This window comes from Ruminococcus turbiniformis (assembly GCF_020687545.1).
GTDB classification, from domain to species: domain Bacteria; phylum Bacillota; class Clostridia; order Lachnospirales; family Lachnospiraceae; genus Mediterraneibacter; species Mediterraneibacter turbiniformis.
Genome location: NZ_JAJEQX010000028.1, coordinates 37245 through 55463, shown reverse-complemented (window position 1 = coordinate 55463; position 18219 = coordinate 37245). Strand labels below are relative to the sequence as shown.

General features: G+C 48.2%; 23 protein-coding genes. All 23 read left to right on the top strand.

Features of this window, described 5'->3' with window-relative positions; genetic code table 11:
• Positions 1–535 precede the first annotated feature (535 nt).
• The 23 genes from LKD70_RS14025 to LKD70_RS13915 all read left to right on the top strand — a co-directional run bounded on the left by LKD70_RS14025 (position 536) and on the right by LKD70_RS13915 (position 18154).
• Complete coding sequence (locus LKD70_RS14025; protein ID WP_087166709.1) at positions 536–904, top strand: helix-turn-helix domain-containing protein; 369 nt, start codon at positions 536–538, stop codon at positions 902–904.
• A 10-nt stretch (positions 905–914) separates the two neighbouring features.
• Positions 915–1703, top strand: a complete 789-nt coding sequence (locus tag LKD70_RS14020; RefSeq protein WP_227708562.1) for an ImmA/IrrE family metallo-endopeptidase — start codon at positions 915–917, stop codon at positions 1701–1703.
• Between the two features lie 104 nt (positions 1704–1807).
• Positions 1808–1990, top strand: coding sequence for a hypothetical protein (locus LKD70_RS14015; RefSeq protein ID WP_087166711.1), 183 nt, complete (start codon positions 1808–1810; stop codon positions 1988–1990).
• A gap of 257 nt (positions 1991–2247) precedes the next feature.
• Positions 2248–2568, top strand: a complete 321-nt coding sequence (locus LKD70_RS14010; RefSeq protein WP_227708561.1) for a helix-turn-helix transcriptional regulator — start codon at positions 2248–2250, stop codon at positions 2566–2568.
• A gap of 54 nt (positions 2569–2622) precedes the next feature.
• On the top strand, positions 2623–3018 hold the full coding sequence (locus tag LKD70_RS14005) for a DUF7768 domain-containing protein (RefSeq protein WP_087252596.1): 396 nt from the start codon (positions 2623–2625) through the stop codon (positions 3016–3018).
• Between the two features lie 15 nt (positions 3019–3033).
• Positions 3034–3321, top strand: coding sequence for a hypothetical protein (locus tag LKD70_RS14000; protein WP_227708560.1), 288 nt, complete (start codon positions 3034–3036; stop codon positions 3319–3321).
• Complete coding sequence (locus tag LKD70_RS13995; protein WP_227708559.1) at positions 3321–4451, top strand: DUF2800 domain-containing protein; 1131 nt, start codon at positions 3321–3323, stop codon at positions 4449–4451. The genes LKD70_RS14000 and LKD70_RS13995 overlap by 1 nt, the downstream gene beginning before the upstream one ends.
• A 3-nt stretch (positions 4452–4454) precedes the next feature.
• Complete coding sequence (locus tag LKD70_RS13990; protein WP_227708558.1) at positions 4455–4997, top strand: DUF2815 family protein; 543 nt, start codon at positions 4455–4457, stop codon at positions 4995–4997.
• A gap of 87 nt (positions 4998–5084) precedes the next feature.
• Positions 5085–7022 (top strand): DNA polymerase, encoded by a 1938-nt coding sequence (locus LKD70_RS13985; protein ID WP_227708557.1) that lies wholly within the window; start codon positions 5085–5087, stop codon positions 7020–7022.
• Positions 7023–7035: 13 nt separating this feature from the next.
• Positions 7036–7440 (top strand): hypothetical protein, encoded by a 405-nt coding sequence (locus LKD70_RS13980; RefSeq protein WP_227708556.1) that lies wholly within the window; start codon positions 7036–7038, stop codon positions 7438–7440.
• A complete protein-coding gene (locus LKD70_RS13975) occupies positions 7440–9812 on the top strand; it encodes a VapE domain-containing protein (RefSeq protein WP_407690977.1) in 2373 nt (790 codons plus the stop codon). The genes LKD70_RS13980 and LKD70_RS13975 overlap by 1 nt, the downstream gene beginning before the upstream one ends.
• Before the next feature lie 230 nt (positions 9813–10042).
• Complete coding sequence (locus tag LKD70_RS13970; RefSeq protein WP_227708554.1) at positions 10043–10324, top strand: VRR-NUC domain-containing protein; 282 nt, start codon at positions 10043–10045, stop codon at positions 10322–10324.
• Entirely contained in the window at positions 10305–11648 is a 1344-nt protein-coding gene (locus LKD70_RS13965) for a DEAD/DEAH box helicase (RefSeq protein WP_227708553.1), read from the top strand. The genes LKD70_RS13970 and LKD70_RS13965 overlap by 20 nt, the downstream gene beginning before the upstream one ends.
• Before the next feature lie 3 nt (positions 11649–11651).
• Positions 11652–12143, top strand: a complete 492-nt coding sequence (locus LKD70_RS13960) for a hypothetical protein (RefSeq protein ID WP_227708552.1) — start codon at positions 11652–11654, stop codon at positions 12141–12143.
• A 13-nt stretch (positions 12144–12156) separates the two neighbouring features.
• A complete protein-coding gene (locus tag LKD70_RS13955) occupies positions 12157–12525 on the top strand; it encodes a type II toxin-antitoxin system PemK/MazF family toxin (RefSeq protein WP_227708551.1) in 369 nt (122 codons plus the stop codon).
• A 73-nt stretch (positions 12526–12598) separates the two neighbouring features.
• Positions 12599–12940: a DUF1648 domain-containing protein gene (locus LKD70_RS13950; protein WP_227708550.1), complete on the top strand. Its 342-nt coding sequence runs from the start codon at positions 12599–12601 to the stop codon at positions 12938–12940.
• A 213-nt stretch (positions 12941–13153) separates the two neighbouring features.
• Positions 13154–13336, top strand: a complete 183-nt coding sequence (locus LKD70_RS13945; RefSeq protein ID WP_227708549.1) for a hypothetical protein — start codon at positions 13154–13156, stop codon at positions 13334–13336.
• A complete protein-coding gene (locus tag LKD70_RS13940) occupies positions 13260–13709 on the top strand; it encodes an HNH endonuclease (protein WP_320442607.1) in 450 nt (149 codons plus the stop codon). The genes LKD70_RS13945 and LKD70_RS13940 overlap by 77 nt, the downstream gene beginning before the upstream one ends.
• A gap of 258 nt (positions 13710–13967) precedes the next feature.
• Positions 13968–14447, top strand: a complete 480-nt coding sequence (locus LKD70_RS13935) for an RNA polymerase subunit sigma-70 (RefSeq protein ID WP_227708547.1) — start codon at positions 13968–13970, stop codon at positions 14445–14447.
• A 5-nt stretch (positions 14448–14452) separates the two neighbouring features.
• Positions 14453–15703 (top strand): site-specific DNA-methyltransferase, encoded by a 1251-nt coding sequence (locus LKD70_RS13930; protein ID WP_087166926.1) that lies wholly within the window; start codon positions 14453–14455, stop codon positions 15701–15703.
• Between the two features lie 85 nt (positions 15704–15788).
• Positions 15789–16604, top strand: coding sequence for a phage terminase small subunit P27 family (locus LKD70_RS13925; protein ID WP_204247042.1), 816 nt, complete (start codon positions 15789–15791; stop codon positions 16602–16604).
• A complete protein-coding gene (locus LKD70_RS13920; RefSeq protein WP_227708546.1) occupies positions 16601–17050 on the top strand; it encodes a hypothetical protein in 450 nt (149 codons plus the stop codon). Before LKD70_RS13925 ends, LKD70_RS13920 begins: the two co-directional genes overlap by 4 nt.
• A gap of 153 nt (positions 17051–17203) precedes the next feature.
• Positions 17204–18154, top strand: a complete 951-nt coding sequence (locus LKD70_RS13915) for an amidoligase family protein (protein ID WP_087166729.1) — start codon at positions 17204–17206, stop codon at positions 18152–18154.
• Positions 18155–18219: the final 65 nt, after the last annotated feature.

Genomic DNA, 18219 nt, shown 5'->3' with positions numbered 1-18219 from the left:
AGAGGGCAACGAAGCACTACATTGTTGTCATTCAGCCTATCGAAAAGCCTTAATAAGGGTGGCCGTTGTGCTCCGCCGAGTGGCCGCTGGCAAACGCACCAGTGGCCGCTGCTCGGCGCAAATTGCAGCGTAATGATTATATGGAATATGAAATAAGATCCAAAGCCTTCATCATTGAAAGTAATCGAATTCTTCGAGAAGTAACCATAGTTCGTAAGAACTCAGATTTTTATATTGTTCGGTTTGACAACAATGGCAGTATCCAGTTACGCAAAAGCCGGATCTTCCCTACCAGGGAAGCTGCAAAACAGCATCTTTCAAAGAATAATTGCACATCTCAGACATCTGGGAGTCAATCACCATATCAGCCTTGGCATTAAAAGGTGAAACATTTTGATATTGGTGATTGACAACTCCCGGTATTTTTTGTATACTCATGTTAGCATAAAAGCGAACAAGCATAAATGCTAACATAAGAACGAAGAAGAGTAAAAATAAGACTACAAGAACGAAAGAGATGAAAAGGTGAACGATTATGACGTATGCGAATTTTGGAGATTTTATAAGCAGGAAGAGGATCGAGAAAAAGATAACCATCAGAAAAATGGCGGATATGCTCGGAGTCTCTGCACCGTTTCTTACGGATGTTGAAAAAGATAGGCGAAATCCTTTCGACATTGAGAAGCTGAATCAACTCGCTCATATTCTGGAACTGACAAAAGAAGAAAAAAATGAGATGCTTAATCTAGCTGGAAAGAAGAGAAAAGCTGTTGCCCCAGATTTGCCGGAATATATTATGCAACGAGATTATGTGAGCGCGGCACTGCGTACAGCCAGGGATTTGGACGCTGGCGAAGAGGAATGGAAGCATTTTGTTGAAGAACTGAAGAAGCGAAAGGGGTAAGTGCCTATCTATGTATGTAGCAGAAATTGTTCGAAAGAGATCAGGGGTTCCGGTATTAAGCCGGAAGGAGATCGATATTATTGGAGAAAATTTAGTATCAGATTTTAACCCGGACGCCATGCAAACACCGCAAGAGATAGATATAGATCTTTTTGTCCAGGATTATCTGGGGGCAGATCAGGATTTCCAATATTTATCTCATTGCGGTGTCTATCTGGGAATGACGGTGTTTAATAATACGGACAAAGTTCCTGTATATGATCCTATTCAAAATCGGGCTGAGTATATTAGTGCCAGGGCCAATACGATTATTATTGACCGGACTCTTTTAGAAGAAAATCAGGAACATAGGTATCGTTTTACAATGGGACATGAAGCAAGCCATGTTTTTTTACATACCCCATACTTTGCTTATGACCCTAATCAGATAACTTTAATGGATCTGTTGAGTGAAAGAAAAGAAGCTGCAATGATACAGTGCAGGGTTGATACGAAAAAGATGAATTGTGAACAGCAGGCGGTCTGGACAGACAAAGAGTGGATGGAGTGGCAGGCCAATGCATTATCTTCCGCAATTTTAATGCCTAAGGCAATGGTCCATAAACTTGTGAGGGCTCTCCGGCAAAAGCCAGGATTTTCTCAGAAAAAAGAAATTCAAAGATGCTATATTGAAGCGGATACAGTTTCACAAATTTTTAACGTGTCCTTTCAGGCAGCTACGATCCGGTTAAAAGAGTTGGGGATTATTCGGCAAGAAATTTGTATGACACAGCAAGTCCTTTGTTTTATGAGGGAGTAGTTCACCTATAAGGATATGGCGGGTTTCTTAAGAAGCCCGCAAAATTTTTAGTCTTTATGTTCGCTAGTTAGCGAACAAGTAAATGAAGAAGGGGGATTGATACAGTGGAAGAATTTCAAATGGATATCCATTTAAGCTGTCCGTGGTGTGGTGGTAGCGAAATATTGGTAGATCACCGTACCAAGGCTACGATTTCTGTTCAGTGTGCAAAATGCAGAAAGATTTACAAAGCCTATCTGGACTTATTAAAAACAGAAAAATCTAAAGCCCAGAAACGTATGGGATGAAGAAGATAGAAAAGCTGACTGACCGTAGGGACAATTCAATAGTCACCAATAAGGGTCGGAGCTGACTGTAAATGTTTACAGTTATGCTCTGATCCTTTTTTTATTTCTATCAGCTACTTTTTACACTTTTTTATATGTAAACGGAGAATAAACGAGTAGATAAAATTTTTGCGAAAAAGTTTTTTAAAGCGGTCAAAAGGTGTCCGGTTTAACCAATAAATTAAAGCCACGGAGCAAGGGAAAGGAGGTGTGACACGATGAGACCCAATGAACGAAGGACGGCGATCTTCGATGCACTGTGCATCAGACGCCAGGATACAGTAGAAAATCTGGCGTCTGAGTTTGGCGTGAGTGAGAAAACCATCCGGCGTGATATTGAGGAACTATCGTGTTCATACCCAATTGAGACAGTTCGTGGCAGATATGGTGGCGGTGTGAAGGTGGCAGATTGGTACCATCAAAACCGGAAAACGCTCTCACCGGAACAGGCAGAACTTCTAAAAAGGCTGGCCCCCTCTTTGGAAGGAAATGACCTTGCTGTTATGAACAGTATCATTTCCCAATTTTCTCCCTATTAAATCCAGATTACGGGAACACCCCCGAATGATTATGAAAGGTACAGGTGAATGACGATGAAGAAAGTTTTTATTTGTTCGCCCTATCGTGGTGATGTTGAGAGGAATGTAGCGCTTGCGAAAGCTCATGCTCGGTTTGCGGCTCGTTGCGGATATTGCCCTGTGGTTCCGCATCTGATGTATCCGCAGTTTCTGAAGGATTCTGATCCGGATGAGCGGATTCTCGGTATTACGCTCGGTGTAGAACTGATGAAGATCTGCGATGAGGTGTGGATTTTTGGAAGCACAATCAGTAATGGTATGGCGTTTGAATTGGAGCATGCCAGCAAGCTGGGAATTCCGGTACGCCTCTACTCTGATGATGGCAGCCGGATTTATCCGGAAACCATGATGATTGATGACCGCATCACGGATGCGTTCCGTCAGGCAGTATACAAACTGAGATTTGCTTAAGAAAGGATGTCACATATGAATGAAATTTATAAGACTCTCGCTGAAGGGTATGAAAAGCTGGCCGCTGGTTACCGTGCTTTGGCAAAAGATCAGAAGGATGAAAAAGTAGAGATGGCTGTTCCAGCTGAACCAGAGAAGAAAGAAATTTCCATTGAGGAAGTACGGGCAGTTCTGGCAGCCAAGACACAGGCCGGAAAGCGCCGGGAAGTGAAAGAGCTGCTTTTAAAATACGATTCCGGGAAACTCTCTGGCGTGAAGCCGGAAAACTATGCAGCCCTTATGGCTGATGCGGAGGCGCTCTGATGGGCGCTCATGCAAGGTTCTCTCCATCGGCGGCAAACCGCCTCATCCATTGCCCACCCTCTCTGGTGCTGGGCGAGGTATTTCAGGATGAGGAGAGTCCTTATGCGGCAGAAGGTTCCGCTGGCCATGCACTGGCAGAACATCTGATCAAAAAGCATCTGAAGCAGCAAACTCGCCGTCCGGTCTCTGATTACTATTCCGATGACCTGTTGGAAGCGGTAGATGATTATGTCAGTTTCGTAGTCGGTGAGATCGAATCTGCCCGGAAGGAATGCCCTGATCCGATTTTCTCTGTAGAACAGAGGGTGGACGTTTCTGATTATGTGCCGGATTGCTTTGGCACAGCGGATATGGTGATCGTGACGGACAAGCTGGTACACATCATTGATCTGAAGCTGGGAAAAGGCGTTCCGGTGTATGCGGAGAAAAATCCACAGCTGATGATCTATGGGCTTGGCATTCTCGATATGGCCGAGATGCTCTTCCCGGTAGAAACTGTCCGTCTGACCATTTTTCAGCCGAGACTTTCTAATTCCAGTACATGGGAGATTGCTCCAGAGGATCTGAAAGCGTGGGGAGATGAGGTGCTGCGACCTGCTGGGGAACTGGCCCTGAAAGGTGAGGGAGACCTTAATGCCGGAAACTGGTGTCGGTTCTGCAAAGCAAGATTTATCTGCAGACAAAGAGCCAAGGAAAATCTGAAGCTGGCGCAAATGGAGTTTAAGGAGCCTGCGCTTCTTACAGACAATGAGATTTCTGAAGTGCTGAAGCAAGCGGACGAACTTTCCAAATGGGCGGCTGATGTATACGCCTACGCACAAGATCAGGCCATCGTCCATCATAAGCAGTGGAACGGCTTCAAGCTGGTGATGGGCAAGAGTAACCGGAAATACACCTCGGAAGAAGAGGTCGCTGCAGCAGCAAAAGCCGCAGGCTATACCGATATTTATAAACACACCCTGCTTGGCATCACTGACATGGAGCGCCTGATGGGCAAAAAGGAGTTTGCCCGTATCCTCGGCGCTTTGGTGTATAAGCCCGCTGGGAAGATAACGCTTGTACCAGAGTCGGACAAGCGGGAAGCCATTCAAACATCAACCGCAGAAGCGGATTTTCAGAAGGAGGACTAACCTATGTCTAAAAATATGAACCCTACAAAAGTAATCGTACCCTGCCGTTTTTCCTATCTGCACTGTTGGGAGCCGGATTCCGTCAATGGCGGCGATCCCAAGTATAGTGTCTCGGCTATTATTCCGAAGAGCGACACGAAAACCATCAACGCTATCAAAGCTGCCGTAGAGCAGGCCAAGAAGGACTCCATTTCCAAATGGGGTGGGAAGATCCCGACCAATCTGAAGCTGCCTCTTCGGGATGGTGATATCGATCGGCCGGATGATGAAGCTTATGCGAACAGCTATTTCTTCAATGCGAACAGCCGTCAGGCCCCTCAGGTGGTGGATTCCCATGTACAGCCGATTCTGGATCAGAGCGAAGTGTATTCCGGCTGTTATGGAAAGATCAGTGTGACCTTCTACGGATATAACTCCAACGGGAACCGTGGGATCGCAGCTGGACTCGGCAATATCCAGAAACTTCGTGATGGGGAGAGCCTTGGTGGACGCACCACAGCAGCAGAAGATTTTGAAACGGAAGAAGACGAGGATTTCCTTTCTTGATTATATTGGCGGGTGGTTTTCCACCCGTCTCTACATAAAAATATCCATTTGTTTGAAACAATTTTGCAAATAAAGGAGGGAAACTTTATGCCTATCCTGTCAATAGATATTGAAACTTATTCGGACGTGGATCTGACCAAATGCGGCGTGTATGCCTATTCGGACAGTCCTAACTTTGAAATTTTACTCTTTGCCTATGCATTTGATGAGAAGCCGACTCAGATTGTGGATCTTGCCTGTGGAGAACAGCTTCCAGAGAGGGTACTGGCTGCTTTGGAAGATCCGGCAGTTACAAAAGCAGCGTTTAATGCTCAGTTTGAGCGTACCTGTATCTCTAAGTATCTGGGACGGAAACTCTCCCCGGAAGGATGGCAGTGTACGGCAGTCCAGTCTGCCATGCTGGCCCTTCCCCTGTCCTTGGATAATGTGGGGGAGGTGCTGAATATACAAAGGAAAAAACTGAAGGAAGGTGCCGACCTTGTCCGGTTTTTCTCCATGCCCTGCAAGCCCACGAAGGCCAACGGCGGCCGGATACGGAACCGGCCGGAGGATGCGCCGGAGAAATGGGAACGGTTCAAAACTTACTGTATCCGGGATGTGGATGCGGAGCGAGAGATCCGGCAGAAACTGTGGAAATTTCCCATCCCAGAATCGGAAATGGAGTTGTACCGGATGGATCAGGAAATCAATGACCGTGGGATTCTGGTGGATCAGCAGCTGGTGGAGAATGCAGTTCTCTGTGATAACCAGTACCGCCAGATGGTCACGGCCAGAGCCTATGAACTGACCGGGCTTTCTAATCCCAACTCTCCGGCGCAGATTAAGGGCTGGCTTGCGGAGCATGGCGTGGAAGCGGAGAAGCTGGATAAAAAGACGGTCAAAGGGCTGATTTCGGAAACGGATGGAGAAGTATTGGAAGTATTAAAACTCCGGCTTTTGATGGCAAAGACCAGTGTGAAAAAATATGAAGCCATTGAGCGCTCCGTCTGCTCGGACGGCCGGGTGCATGGCCTGCTCCAATTTTATGGAGCGAACCGCACGGGGCGCTGGGCCGGACGCTTGGTGCAGGTACAAAACCTCCCCCAGAACCACATCCCGGATCTGGAGCTTGCCCGTACCCTTGTGAAAGAACAGCGCTTTGAAGATCTGGATCTGCTATACGATTCCACCCCGGAGGTGCTGTCGGAACTGATCCGGACAGCCTTTGTGCCAAAGCCCGGATGCCGGTTTATCGTAGCAGACTTTTCCGCAATCGAGGCAAGGGTGCTGGCATGGTTCGCCGGGGAGCAGTGGCGTCTGGATACTTTCGCAGAGGGAGGAGATATTTATTGCGCTTCCGCATCGAAGATGTTCGGTGTCCCGGTGGTGAAGCATGGTGTGAACGGGCATCTGCGGCAAAAGGGGAAAATCGCAGAGCTGGCACTTGGATATGGTGGTGCTGTGGGTGCGCTCACCTCAATGGGCGCTCTGGATATGGGCATTCAGGAGGAAGAACTGCAGCCGCTTGTGAGCCAGTGGAGAAACTCCAATCCTCATATCACAAAGTTCTGGTGGGAGGTGGACGCAGCGGCAGTAAAGGCCGTGAAGGAGCGGACGGAGGTGGTGCTAGGAAACCTGTGCTTTACTTACCGATCCGGCATCTTGTTTGTTACCCTCCCCTCTGGCCGGAAGCTGTCCTACATCAAGCCCCGGATGACTCAGAACCGGTTCGGCCGGGAGAGCCTTTCTTACGAAGGTGTCGGGGAAAGCAAAAAGTGGATGCGGATTGAAACCTACGGCCCGAAGCTGGTGGAGAACATCGTGCAGGCTACGGCCCGCGATCTTTTGGCTCAGGCCATGCTCCGGCTCAGGAATGAAGGATTTGAAATCGTGATGCATATCCACGATGAGGCTGTATTGGAAGTTCCGGACGGTGTGTCGGATGTAGACGAAATCTGTCGTATCATGTCGGAAGCGCCGGACTGGGCTGCTGGCCTGCCTCTTCGTGCGGATGGGTATGCGTGTGCGTTTTATAAAAAAAATTAGAGGAGGATGCGCTATGGGGATCAGTTATAAGAATGGATCAGGATGTCCCGATCCGACAGCCTATTATGCCGTACAGCATATGGAATCGGAAGAAAAGAGACTATACATCCGGTATCCGACCGGACAGATGGTTTTGGAAATCGAGCGGTTCTTCCCTTGTACGGTTGTGAAGGCAAGGAAATTATCTCCGTTGATCCGGCGGTATTGTGAGAAGGCTGAGAAGGAAAAGCTGCGGCAATTTCTGGTTAAACAGGAGATCAATTATCATACCCGGATAAAGGCACTTCAGAACCGGGAGAAAAAGTCTGAAGACGAATCGGAAAAGCAGGAACTGCAGCGCTGTATCCGGGTGTGTGAAAGGATGCTGCAGAGGATACGGAGAAACATAGAAATCTTTATAGAGGAGGGAACCGTATGATCCGACTGAGTATTGGTAACTCCAGAATGGAGAAACACTGGAACCTTGTGGAAATGGAACTGTCCGAGTTTAGAGACCGGATCTCCCACACCCGGCGGACAGCAGAGACAGTGGAACAGTACCGGAAGCTGGGGAAAGCGAAGCAGGATGAGATTAAGGATGTGGGTGGTTTTGTCCTCGGCACATTAAAGGGTGGCCGCCGGAAGAAGGACTGTGTCCTTACCCGTTCTGGTCTGTCGTTGGATATGGACTATGCGACAGAAGATATCATCGATCAAATCGAGATGTTCTTTTCCTTTCAGTGTTATGTGTATTCCACTCATAAGCATACACCGGAAAAGCCGAGGCTCCGTCTCATCATCCCTTTGTCCCGTGAGGTGACACCGGATGAGTACTGTGCCGTCTCCAGAAAAGTTGCAGAAGAGATCGGGATTGAACTTTTCGATGATACCACCTATGAGCCAAGCAGGCTGATGTATTGGCCGTCCACTTCTTCTGATGGAGAATTCGTGTTCCGGGAGATCACAGGCGACCTGCTCGATCCGGATACGGTTCTGGCTAAATATACGGACTGGCATAATACAGCGGAATGGCCGGTGTCCAAACGGCAGCAGACGATTGTACGCCGGGACATGAAAAAGCAGGCTGATCCGTTGGAAAAACCGGGAGTGGTAGGTGCATTCTGCCGTGCTTACAGCATTACGGAAGCAATTGACACCTTTCTGACGGATGTGTATAAACACAGCACCATGCCCGGCCGCTACGATTATATCCCGGCCGACTCACAGGCCGGTGTCGTGATCTATGAAGACCGTTTCGCATACAGCCACCATGCCACTGATCCGGCCTGTGGGAAACTGATGAATGCGTTTGATGTTGTCCGCATCCATAAATTTGGGGCTTTGGATGCAAAGACAAGTGAGGATACCGATCCGGCAAAGCTGCCATCCTTTAAGGCCATGCAGGAATTTGCCATCCAAGATCGGCGGGTAAAAGAGCAGCTGGCCAAGGAGCGGGCGGAGGCAGCACAGGAGGAGTTTACGGAGGAAGACGGCGAAAGCTGGCAGACCCTTCTGGAACTGGACAAGCAGGGAAAAGTGAAGGATACCCTGACGAACATTGCACTCATCCTTCGGTATGACCCGCAGCTGAAAAATATCGTATTCAATGAGTTTAAGTGCATGGTGGATGTGATCGGCCCTCTGCCGTGGCGGCAGGTGAAACCCGGCTGGGGTGATACAGATATTTCCTGTGCCAAGCTGTATTTTGAACGGGTTTATGGGATCTGGTCACCGACCAAGTTCAAGGACGCCCTGTTGGCGGTGGTATCTGCGGAGCGGCTCTATCACCCCATTAAAAAATATTTTTCTACTTTGCAGTGGGACGGGACGGAGCGTTTGGATACCCTCCTGATCGACTATCTGGGTGCAGAAGATACACCCTACGTCCGTGCGGTTACCCGGAAAACCTTTACCGCTGCGGTAGCCAGAGTGTATGAACCTGGGATTAAGTTCGACTCCATCCTTGTGCTGAACGGCCCGCAGGGAATCGGAAAGTCTACCCTGTTTGCTCTGCTGGGAAAAGAATGGTATTCAGACAGCCTCTCCATTTCCGATATGAAAGACAAGACCGCCGCTGAGAAGCTGCAGGGATATTGGATTCTGGAACTGGGAGAGCTGGCCGGGATCAAAAAGGTGGATGTGGAGACCGTGAAATCTTTTGTTACCAGAACGGATGATAAGTTCCGGCAGTCCTATGGCGTGGCTGTGGAGAGTCATCCCAGATCCTGCATCATTGTGGGAAGTACCAACTCCGAGGGAGGCTTTCTGCGGGACATTACCGGGAACCGGCGCTTCTGGCCGGTACATGTTTCCGGGCATGGCCGGTTCCACCCGTGGGAACTGCAGGAGGTGGATCAGGTCTGGGCAGAGGCATTGGAGCGTTATCACAATGGAGAGGAATTGTATCTGAAAGGCCGGGTGGCGGCAGATGCTTATGTCATGCAGCAGGATGCGATGGAGTCCGATGACCGGGAAGGCGTGATCGCAGAGTATCTGGAGACGCTGCTCCCTGCGAACTGGGATCGGATGGATCTATACCAGCGGAGAAGTTTCCTTGGCGGCAGCGAGTTCGACGGTGCGCCCACGGCGGGAACCGTGCGCCGGGAGAAGGTCTGCATCATGGAAATCTGGTGTGAGTGCTTTGGAAAGGAGCGCCAGAACCTGAAACGGACGGATTCCTATGAGGTGGAATCCATCCTGATGAAGATTGGTGGCTGGGAGCCGATACAGGGACTCAAAAGCGGAAAAACCCGTTTTCCCCTTTATGGCCCACAGAAGACATTCGTGCGATGCAAGGAACAGCCGGATTAAGTTGGGAACGTTCCGTTGTATCTTTGGAGACTCAGGGAACACAGGTCTGGAACAGGCAAAACCCCTTTGAAATCAAGCGGTTGGCGATAGCCTGTTCCTATGTTCCTAAGAAAAACCATATTGAGGATAAAAGATAGAAAAATATATAGAAATAGGCACACGTATATACGTGTACGCGCGTATAGGATTTTTGGTACTGGGAACAGCACTAAGGAACAGGAGGTTTTTTCGTGAGGGAAAGTGTCGTAGAAAAGAAGTTCGCTGCGGAGGTAAAAAAGCGTGGTGGGCTGGCTGTCAAATTCGTCTCCCCCGGATTCAATGGGGTGCCTGACCGCTTGGTTCTCTTCCCCGGTGGAAGATTGGCCTTTGTGGAATTGAAGGCTCCGGGAAAAACCATGCGGCCGCTGCAGCAGTACCGGGCAAGGCAGCTGACCGCACTGGGCTTTCGTGTTTATACCGTGGATCATACAGAAATGATTGGAGGAATTTTGGATGAAATACAGACCACATAACTATCAGCAGTATGCAGCAGATTTTATTTTGGATCATCCGGTCTGCTGTTTGATGCTAGATATGGGACTTGGGAAAACCGTAATCACACTTTCTGCTTTGTGGGAACTGGCACTTGACCGTTTCGATATTGGGAAGATTTTAGTGATCGCTCCGAAGCGTGTAGCCACGGATACATGGCCAAAGGAATTACAGAAATGGGAGCATCTGACAGGACTGACCGCTTCACTGGTGACTGGAAGCCAGAAACAACGGGAAGACGCTCTCGCCCGTCCGGCCTTTTTATACATTATCAACCGGGAGAATGTCAGCTGGCTGGTGCAGAACCATCGGTGGGATTTTGATACAGTGGTCATTGATGAACTTTCTAGTTTCAAATCGAATAAGGCTGAACGGTTTAAAGCCATGAAAAAGGTGCGGCCACTGGTGAACCGGGTAATCGGGCTGACCGGTACACCGGCCCCCAACTCCCTTCTGGATCTTTGGCCCCAGATGTATCTTCTGGATATGGGGCAGCGTCTGGGACGATTTATCACCGGGTACCGGGAACGGTTCTTCAAACCGGACAAACGGAACCGGGAAATAATCTATAGTTACAAACCCCGTGAGGGAGCGGAAAAAGCAATCTACTCTCTGATCTCGGATATCTGTATTTCCATGAAAGCTGTAGACTATCTGGATATGCCGGAATGTATCTACAATCGAGTGGAGGTGGAGATGAACCGGAAAGAGAGAAAAATCTATGATGATTTCTGCCGGGACATGGTGGTACAGATCGGAGAGGAAGAACTGGATGCGGTCAGTGCTGGCGCTCTGTCCAATAAACTTTTGCAGATGGCTAACGGTGCTGTGTATAACAGTGACCGGAAAGTCATCCCGATCCATGACCGGAAGCTGGATGCTCTGGAGGATCTGGTGGAAGCAGCCAATGGAAAACCGCTTCTGGTGGCTTACTGGTACAAACATGATCTTTCTCGTATCCGGGAGAGGTTCCCACAGGCTCGGTGCATCGATACTTCCAAAGATATCACGGATTGGAATGCTGGAAAGATCCCGCTGGCTCTGATTCATCCTGCTTCTGCCGGACATGGACTAAACTTACAGGAGGGCGGCTGCACCATCGTCTGGTTTGGCCTGACATGGTCATTGGAACTGTACCAGCAGCTGAATGCCAGACTCTGGAGACAAGGACAGAAACACACGGTGGTGATCCATCATATCATCACCAAGGATACCCATGACGAAGATGTGATGAAGGCTCTGGAGAATAAGGATATGCGGCAGTCCAGTCTGATAGAAGCTGTCCGAGCAAGGATTGGAGGGTAAGCGATGAGTGAAAGGATCGAGAAAATCATAAAAGAATATCACCGGATGAAAAAGGAGAGGAACTGTCTGGAGCATCAGATCCGGAATTTTAAGGGGATTTCTGAGAAAGAGATGATTGACTCCATGAACTTCCACTCTCCGGAAGGTGAACGGGTGCAGACCAGCAACATTTCCAACAAGCCTGCATCTATTGCGCTGAATTACCACGAACGGATGGAGCGGATCAATCAGGAGTGGTATGAGCATCTGGAAAAGCAGTATCTGATGCTGGATGAGGAGATCCGTTTCTTTGAGGCAGCTTTGTCTTCTTTAAGTGGCTATCTGCCGGAGTTTATGACCGATATGGTAATCAACGGCTGTACTTGGGACTATCTGTGTCAGCATTACCATATCTCCCGGACAATGGTGGCCAAGAACCGGAGGAAAGCGATCCGGGAACTGGAGGAACTGTATGAGCAGCGGGATGCTGAGATGGTGTCCTACATGCTGAGTTAAGGAGGCGGATGATATGGAATGCAGACGAGGCGATATTTATTTTGTGGACTTCGGCAGAGATACAGAGAGTAGCCTACAGTGCGGCATCCGTCCGGCTCTGGTGGTCAGCAATAACCGGGCAAATGAGAATTCCCCGGTGATCACAGTAATCCCGCTGACGGCTCGAACATATAAAAGGCCCCATTTCCCAACCCATGTGTTGATCCCGAAGACTTCTGGTACTGGGCTTGCCAGAAACAGCATGGCTCTGGCCGAGCAGGTCAGTACCATTGACAAGTCCTGCCTTATGGAGAAAAAAGGTGCTGTCACAGATATGGGAATTATGGCTGCTGTTACAAAGGCGCTGCAGATACAGATTGGAGCTGTAGAAAGGTACAATTGACAGTTTACATTTAATATACCCAAAACTATAATAATATTCGTGGATTTGACATCTGAGAAAGAAGGAATTATTGATGAAATTCAAACAATTTGTAAACAGCAGAAAATTTTCATGGACAATTGTAGGAATGGGAGTGCTTTTAAGTATCGTGATTTTTGGGTTCTTACCTACATTGATACCAATGCATTTTAATTCTAGTGGTGCAATTGACGATTATTCGAATAGAATTCAGATTTTTTTATTTCCTCTAATACAGTTTGTAATAATGTTTCTTACGGGCAGAAAAAAGATAAAATACGTTCTTATGCATTCGAAAATGCCTTTAATGGAGCCACAATATAATTGGATCGTTAGCGGACTTTGCTTTTTTATATTTTTGGTAGAATTAAGAATTATCTATATCGCATTGGCATAAAATAGAAATCATTTTGTAACAAACCATTTAGTAGAGGGGTAAGTTATGCAAAACTGGTTTACTAAAGGTGTACTGTTTTATCCGATCAACTGTGCTATGATTATAATTGCCAAAATAAGACGGGGCTTGGAGTGAAAACTTCAGGCCCTTTTTTCGTGGCCGGGCGGGGCTTTATCCTTTCACCCGTCTGTACATAGAAGGGAGTGGAAGCGTATGGATACAGAGAAGATGCGGGCAGCATTGTCATACCTGAAGGAGAAGAAGCCGGAGCTGACCGTGCAGCAGTACCGCACGATCAAGGGGCAGATTCTGGCCGGGGATGAGGCCGGTGCGATCCGTGGCATTGACCGGGTGGTGGAACGGAACAGGAGAGGACGTGGGTATCATGCCACGTAGGCCAAATACCCCGTGTAAGCATCCGGGCTGTGGCAGGCTGGTTCCCTACGGCATCATGTACTGTGAGGAACACAAGCCTCTGCACCAACACGACAGGAAGACCACCAGTGAGAAAGGATACGGGAGTCGTTGGCAGAAGGCGAGGGCTGTGTACCTGCAGTCCCATCCCCTTTGTGCTCGTTGCCTTGCCAAAGGACGTTATGTGAAGGCAACGGTTGTGGATCATATCATCCCCCACCGAGGGGATCGGAAATTGTTCTGGGATCGGGACAATTGGCAGGCTCTTTGTAAATCCTGCCACGATTCTAAAACGATGACAGAGGACAGATATGAGGAATTCCGCTATCCGGAGGGGCGGTCAAAATCTCTGTGACTTTGCTGCCAAAAGACCGGCGCCCCCTCAAACGTGAATTTCTGCGAAATTAAAGAGGGGGGATACCTGCCGGGGCGAAGAAAATACGAAAAATTTTTGACAGGCGGCGAGAAAAGATGCGGATTTCCTGCATCTGAGCTGCTTGCCAAACAGAATATCATTTGCCAAAAAGTTAAATTTTAGGCTGGGAAACTTATCCGCAAAGGTGGGTTTTCCAGCTTTTTCTTTTGAAACCATTTAGCGAAAGGATGTGAAGCAATGACCGATTTTCAGGCAAAACAGATACGGGAATTACGGCTTCGGGGCGCTGGATATAAATCCATTGCTTCCGCTGTCGGACTTTCCAGAGATACTGTCCGGAATTATTGTAAGAGTCACGGACTGGACGGATACGCCTCTGCCCTTGTTTTGAATATGAAAGAACAGATGGAAAGCGGAACGGCGTGTCTTTGCTGCGGCAAAGAACTGATCCAGCCTTCCACCGGAAGGAAACGGAAGTTCTGCTCAGACAAATGCAGGCGGGAATGGTGGTCAGCCCATCCGGAAGCTATCAAGCGGAAAGAGACCGCTTTTTATGAAGCAACCTGCGCTTATTGTGAGAAAACATTCCGGTCATATGGAAATAAGAACCGCCGGTACTGCTCCCATGAATGTTATGTGAGGGATCGGTTCTGGAGGAAAGAAGAAGGACGGGAGCCTTATGTCGGCCCCGATGATCGTAAGGAGGTACAGGCATGAGTGCGATGGAATGGAAAACCTTGCCCGTGGACGCTTTGCGTCCGGCGGCATACAATCCCCGTAAAAAACTGAAAGCCGGGGATAAGGAATATGAGAAGATTAAAAACTCTATTTTGGAATTTGGCTATGTGGAGCCGATCATTGTCAATTATGATATGACCGTGATCGGCGGACACCAGCGTCTGACGGTGCTGAAAGACTTGGGATATACAGAAGTCCAGTGCGTTGTGGTTCATATTGAAGATGAGCATAAGGTAAAAGCGTTGAATATCGCCCTGAATAAGATTACGGGTGCTTGGAATGAGGAACTGCTGGCAGACTTGCTGGTGGATCTGCAAAGCGTGGACTTCAATACTGACCTGACGGGCTTTGAGGCTCCGGAGATCGAGCAGCTGTTTTCTAAAGTTCATAACAAGGACATTAAGGAAGATGACTTCGATGTAGAAGAAGAATTAAAAAATCCGCCGATCTCTCGGAAAGGTGATATCTGGTTCCTAGGCAGGCACCGTGTGATCTGTGGAGATTCTACGCTTCCAGAGACATACACGAAACTCATGGAAGGGCGGAGAGCCAATCTGGTTCTTACCGATCCGCCCTACAATGTAAATGTAGAAGAAACCGCTGGAAAGATCCAGAATGACAACATGCCGGATGAGGATTTCTATAAATTCCTGTTTGCAGCATTTGTAAATATGGAACAGAACATGGAAAATGATGCATCCATCTATATGTTCCATGCGGATTCCAAAGGACTGATCTTCCGGCAAGCGTTCCATGATGCCGGATTTTATCTGTCCGGCTGCTGTATCTGGAAGAAGAATGCTCTGGTATTGGGACGTTCCCCATACCAGTGGCAGCACGAGCCGTGCCTGTTTGGCTGGAAGGTCGGTGGGAAGCATCAGTGGTACTCCGACCGGAAGCAGACCACCATCTGGGAATATGACCGTCCGAAGTCCAGCAAGGAGCATCCGACCATGAAGCCAGTGGCACTGATGGCTTATCCGATCCAGAATTCCTGTATGAGCAATTGCATCGTTTTAGATCCATTTCTGGGATCTGGCTCTACCCTGATCGCCTGCGAAGAAACTGGGAGGATATGCTATGGGGTAGAGCTGGATGAAAAGTTTTGTGATGTGATTGTGAAGAGATATGTAGAGAAAACAGAGTCTGGTGATCAGGTATCTGTTCTCCGAGATGGTGAGAAGATCCCCTATTCACAGCTTTCTAAAGACGAGGAAGAAATCCCTCTGTTTTAATATCTTCGTAAAATGGAAAATAGGACTTGCTATTTTTGCCTTTTAGAGTGATTAATGTACTACCAAAACGAAGGAGGCAAAATCAATGAGGATTGAAACCAAAACAGACAACCGGAGAAAGATGGTGCAGGACATCGCAGAATTTACAGGAGAAGAACTGCACTATGTGGGGCCTCCCACCTTTTCCTACACAGTGGGCCGCCTTACCATTGACCGGGACGGCGTGATCACAAGCGAGACAGAGGAAGGAGAAGATTTTCTGACACAGTTTTTGCAGGAGAAAGGCTATCTGGAAGACCCTGTGGATGAAGTGAAAATTGAGATCCCGGCAGATACCGGAGAGGGGAAATTTTTGCAAAACTTACTTTTTATGATCCATGCACGGGCTTATTTGCTCAACCGGATCACAAGGTATGAGACCTTTGCGGTTAGCGATTCCCTGTTGGAAAAGCTGGAGCAGCTTTCGGAGGAGAATGCCGGGGAGAATTTACAGACCATTCTGTCAACGGATACGGCGGCCCTGAAGGGGCTTTCGGTGGAAGAAGGCAAAGTGATCTTTACTTTCCCCCTTTCGCCTGACAGTGCGAAAAATAAAGCATATTCCGAATTGGCGGCAAAGATTGTCACAAAAGCGAAGGAAGCCAAGAGAGTCAGCGCCACTCCGGTGGTGGAAGAGAATGAAAAATATTATCTTCGTATCTGGCTGGTACAGCTTGGCCTGGCTGGTACGGCGAATAAGGAGTCAAGGAAGGCTCTGCTGGCTGGTTTGAAAGGACACACGGCTTTCCGGACAAAAGAGGAGGCGGAAAAATTCAGCATTATCCAGAAGGAAAGGCGTGCCGCTGTGAAAGCAGCGCAAATGAACAATCAGGAAAGTGAAACGCTCGGAGGGAATGCATGATGGAAGATACCTTATCGAAAACGGCACAGGCAAAAAAACTTCTGCTTGAATTTTGGAGTGATTTTCAACCGCATTCCGTCCATGAGTTCCGGGATTATTTGAAGAAAAATAATATTACAATAGTTGACCGTACTCATATCAGCAGCGCTGTTTATACGGCAACCCAGCAAGACATCTTGGTACGTGTGGATCGGGGAAACTACCAGGCGGGAATAAACTTTCATGAAGATATAGAAATTCCTATGAAAAAGATGGCTGGTATCCAGTCTGTTCTCCTGCAGACAAAACGTGTGTTGTCCATTCCTATCAATATTGTGGAGCTTACCCCTAAAGAACGGGAACTGATACCAAGGCTACAGAAGTTATATCAGGAATGCGAAAGAATGTTGGAGGAACTGGAGAAAGATGAAGACGAAAATGAAGTTTCCAAAGGAAGAGATTGTTGATTGCATCCGTAAGCAACTGTAAAAACACACAAATTTTTTCGCTGAAGATTGTGCAATATATGCCTCAGAATTGACTTGCTATTATCGGCCTTCAGAGCGAATATGTGTACTACCAAAAGGGAAAACACACAAAACGAAATGGAGGATTTTATAATGAATGAGAAAGTTGCAAGACAGATTGAGGAAATGAAGAAACAGACCATCGGAGTTGAGGTGGAAATGAACAACATTACCAGAGAGAAAGCTGCAAGAGTGGCAGCCAGATACTTTGGAACCCATCGTTATGAGAACACTGCAAGCCGCAACGGATACAGCACATGGTCAGCATGGGATGCACAGGGCCGGGAATGGAAATTTCAGAAGGACGTCAGCATTGCAGGACTGGATAGCGAAAAATGCGAAATGGTTACTCCGATTTTGACCTACTCGGATATAGAAACTTTACAGGAACTGATCCGGCAGCTGCGCCACGCAGGAGCAAAGAGCGATGCCACCAGAGGATGCGGTGTTCACATCCATATCGGAGCCAAAGGCCATACACCGCAGACGCTCCGCAACCTGGCAAACATCATGGCCAGCCACGAAAGCCTGATTGCAGATGCTTTGAATCTTGATCATGGCAGGATGAGACGCTACTGCCGGACGGTTGATCCACGGTTTCTGGAACAGGTCAACCGCAGAAAGCCAACTACGATGACACAGCTTGCCGATATTTGGTACAGTAGCCACGATGCAAACTGCAGCAGGAGCCACCACTACAATGACAGCCGTTACCATATGCTAAACTACCATGCAACATTTACAAAAGGGACGGTCGAATTCCGGCTTTTCCAGTTCGATGAGCCCACAGGAGAACGCAGGGGCGGGCTTCACGCAGGACAGCTTAAGAGTTACATTCAGCTTTGCCTTGCACTGAGCCAGATGGCTAAGACTTTAAAAACAGCCAGCCCGAAACCACAGCAGAATGAAAATCCAAAATACGCCATGCGGACTTGGCTCCTCCGGCTGGGATTTATCGGGGATGAATTCAAAACTGCCAGGGAAATCCTGACGAAGAGACTGGCAGGAGATACAGCCTTTAGACACGGACGGGAAGCTGCTTGAAGGAATTAGCCTCCTGCCACCTTATGAACCGCTTCGGCGGTCTTAAGGTGGTAGAAGGGTAATCC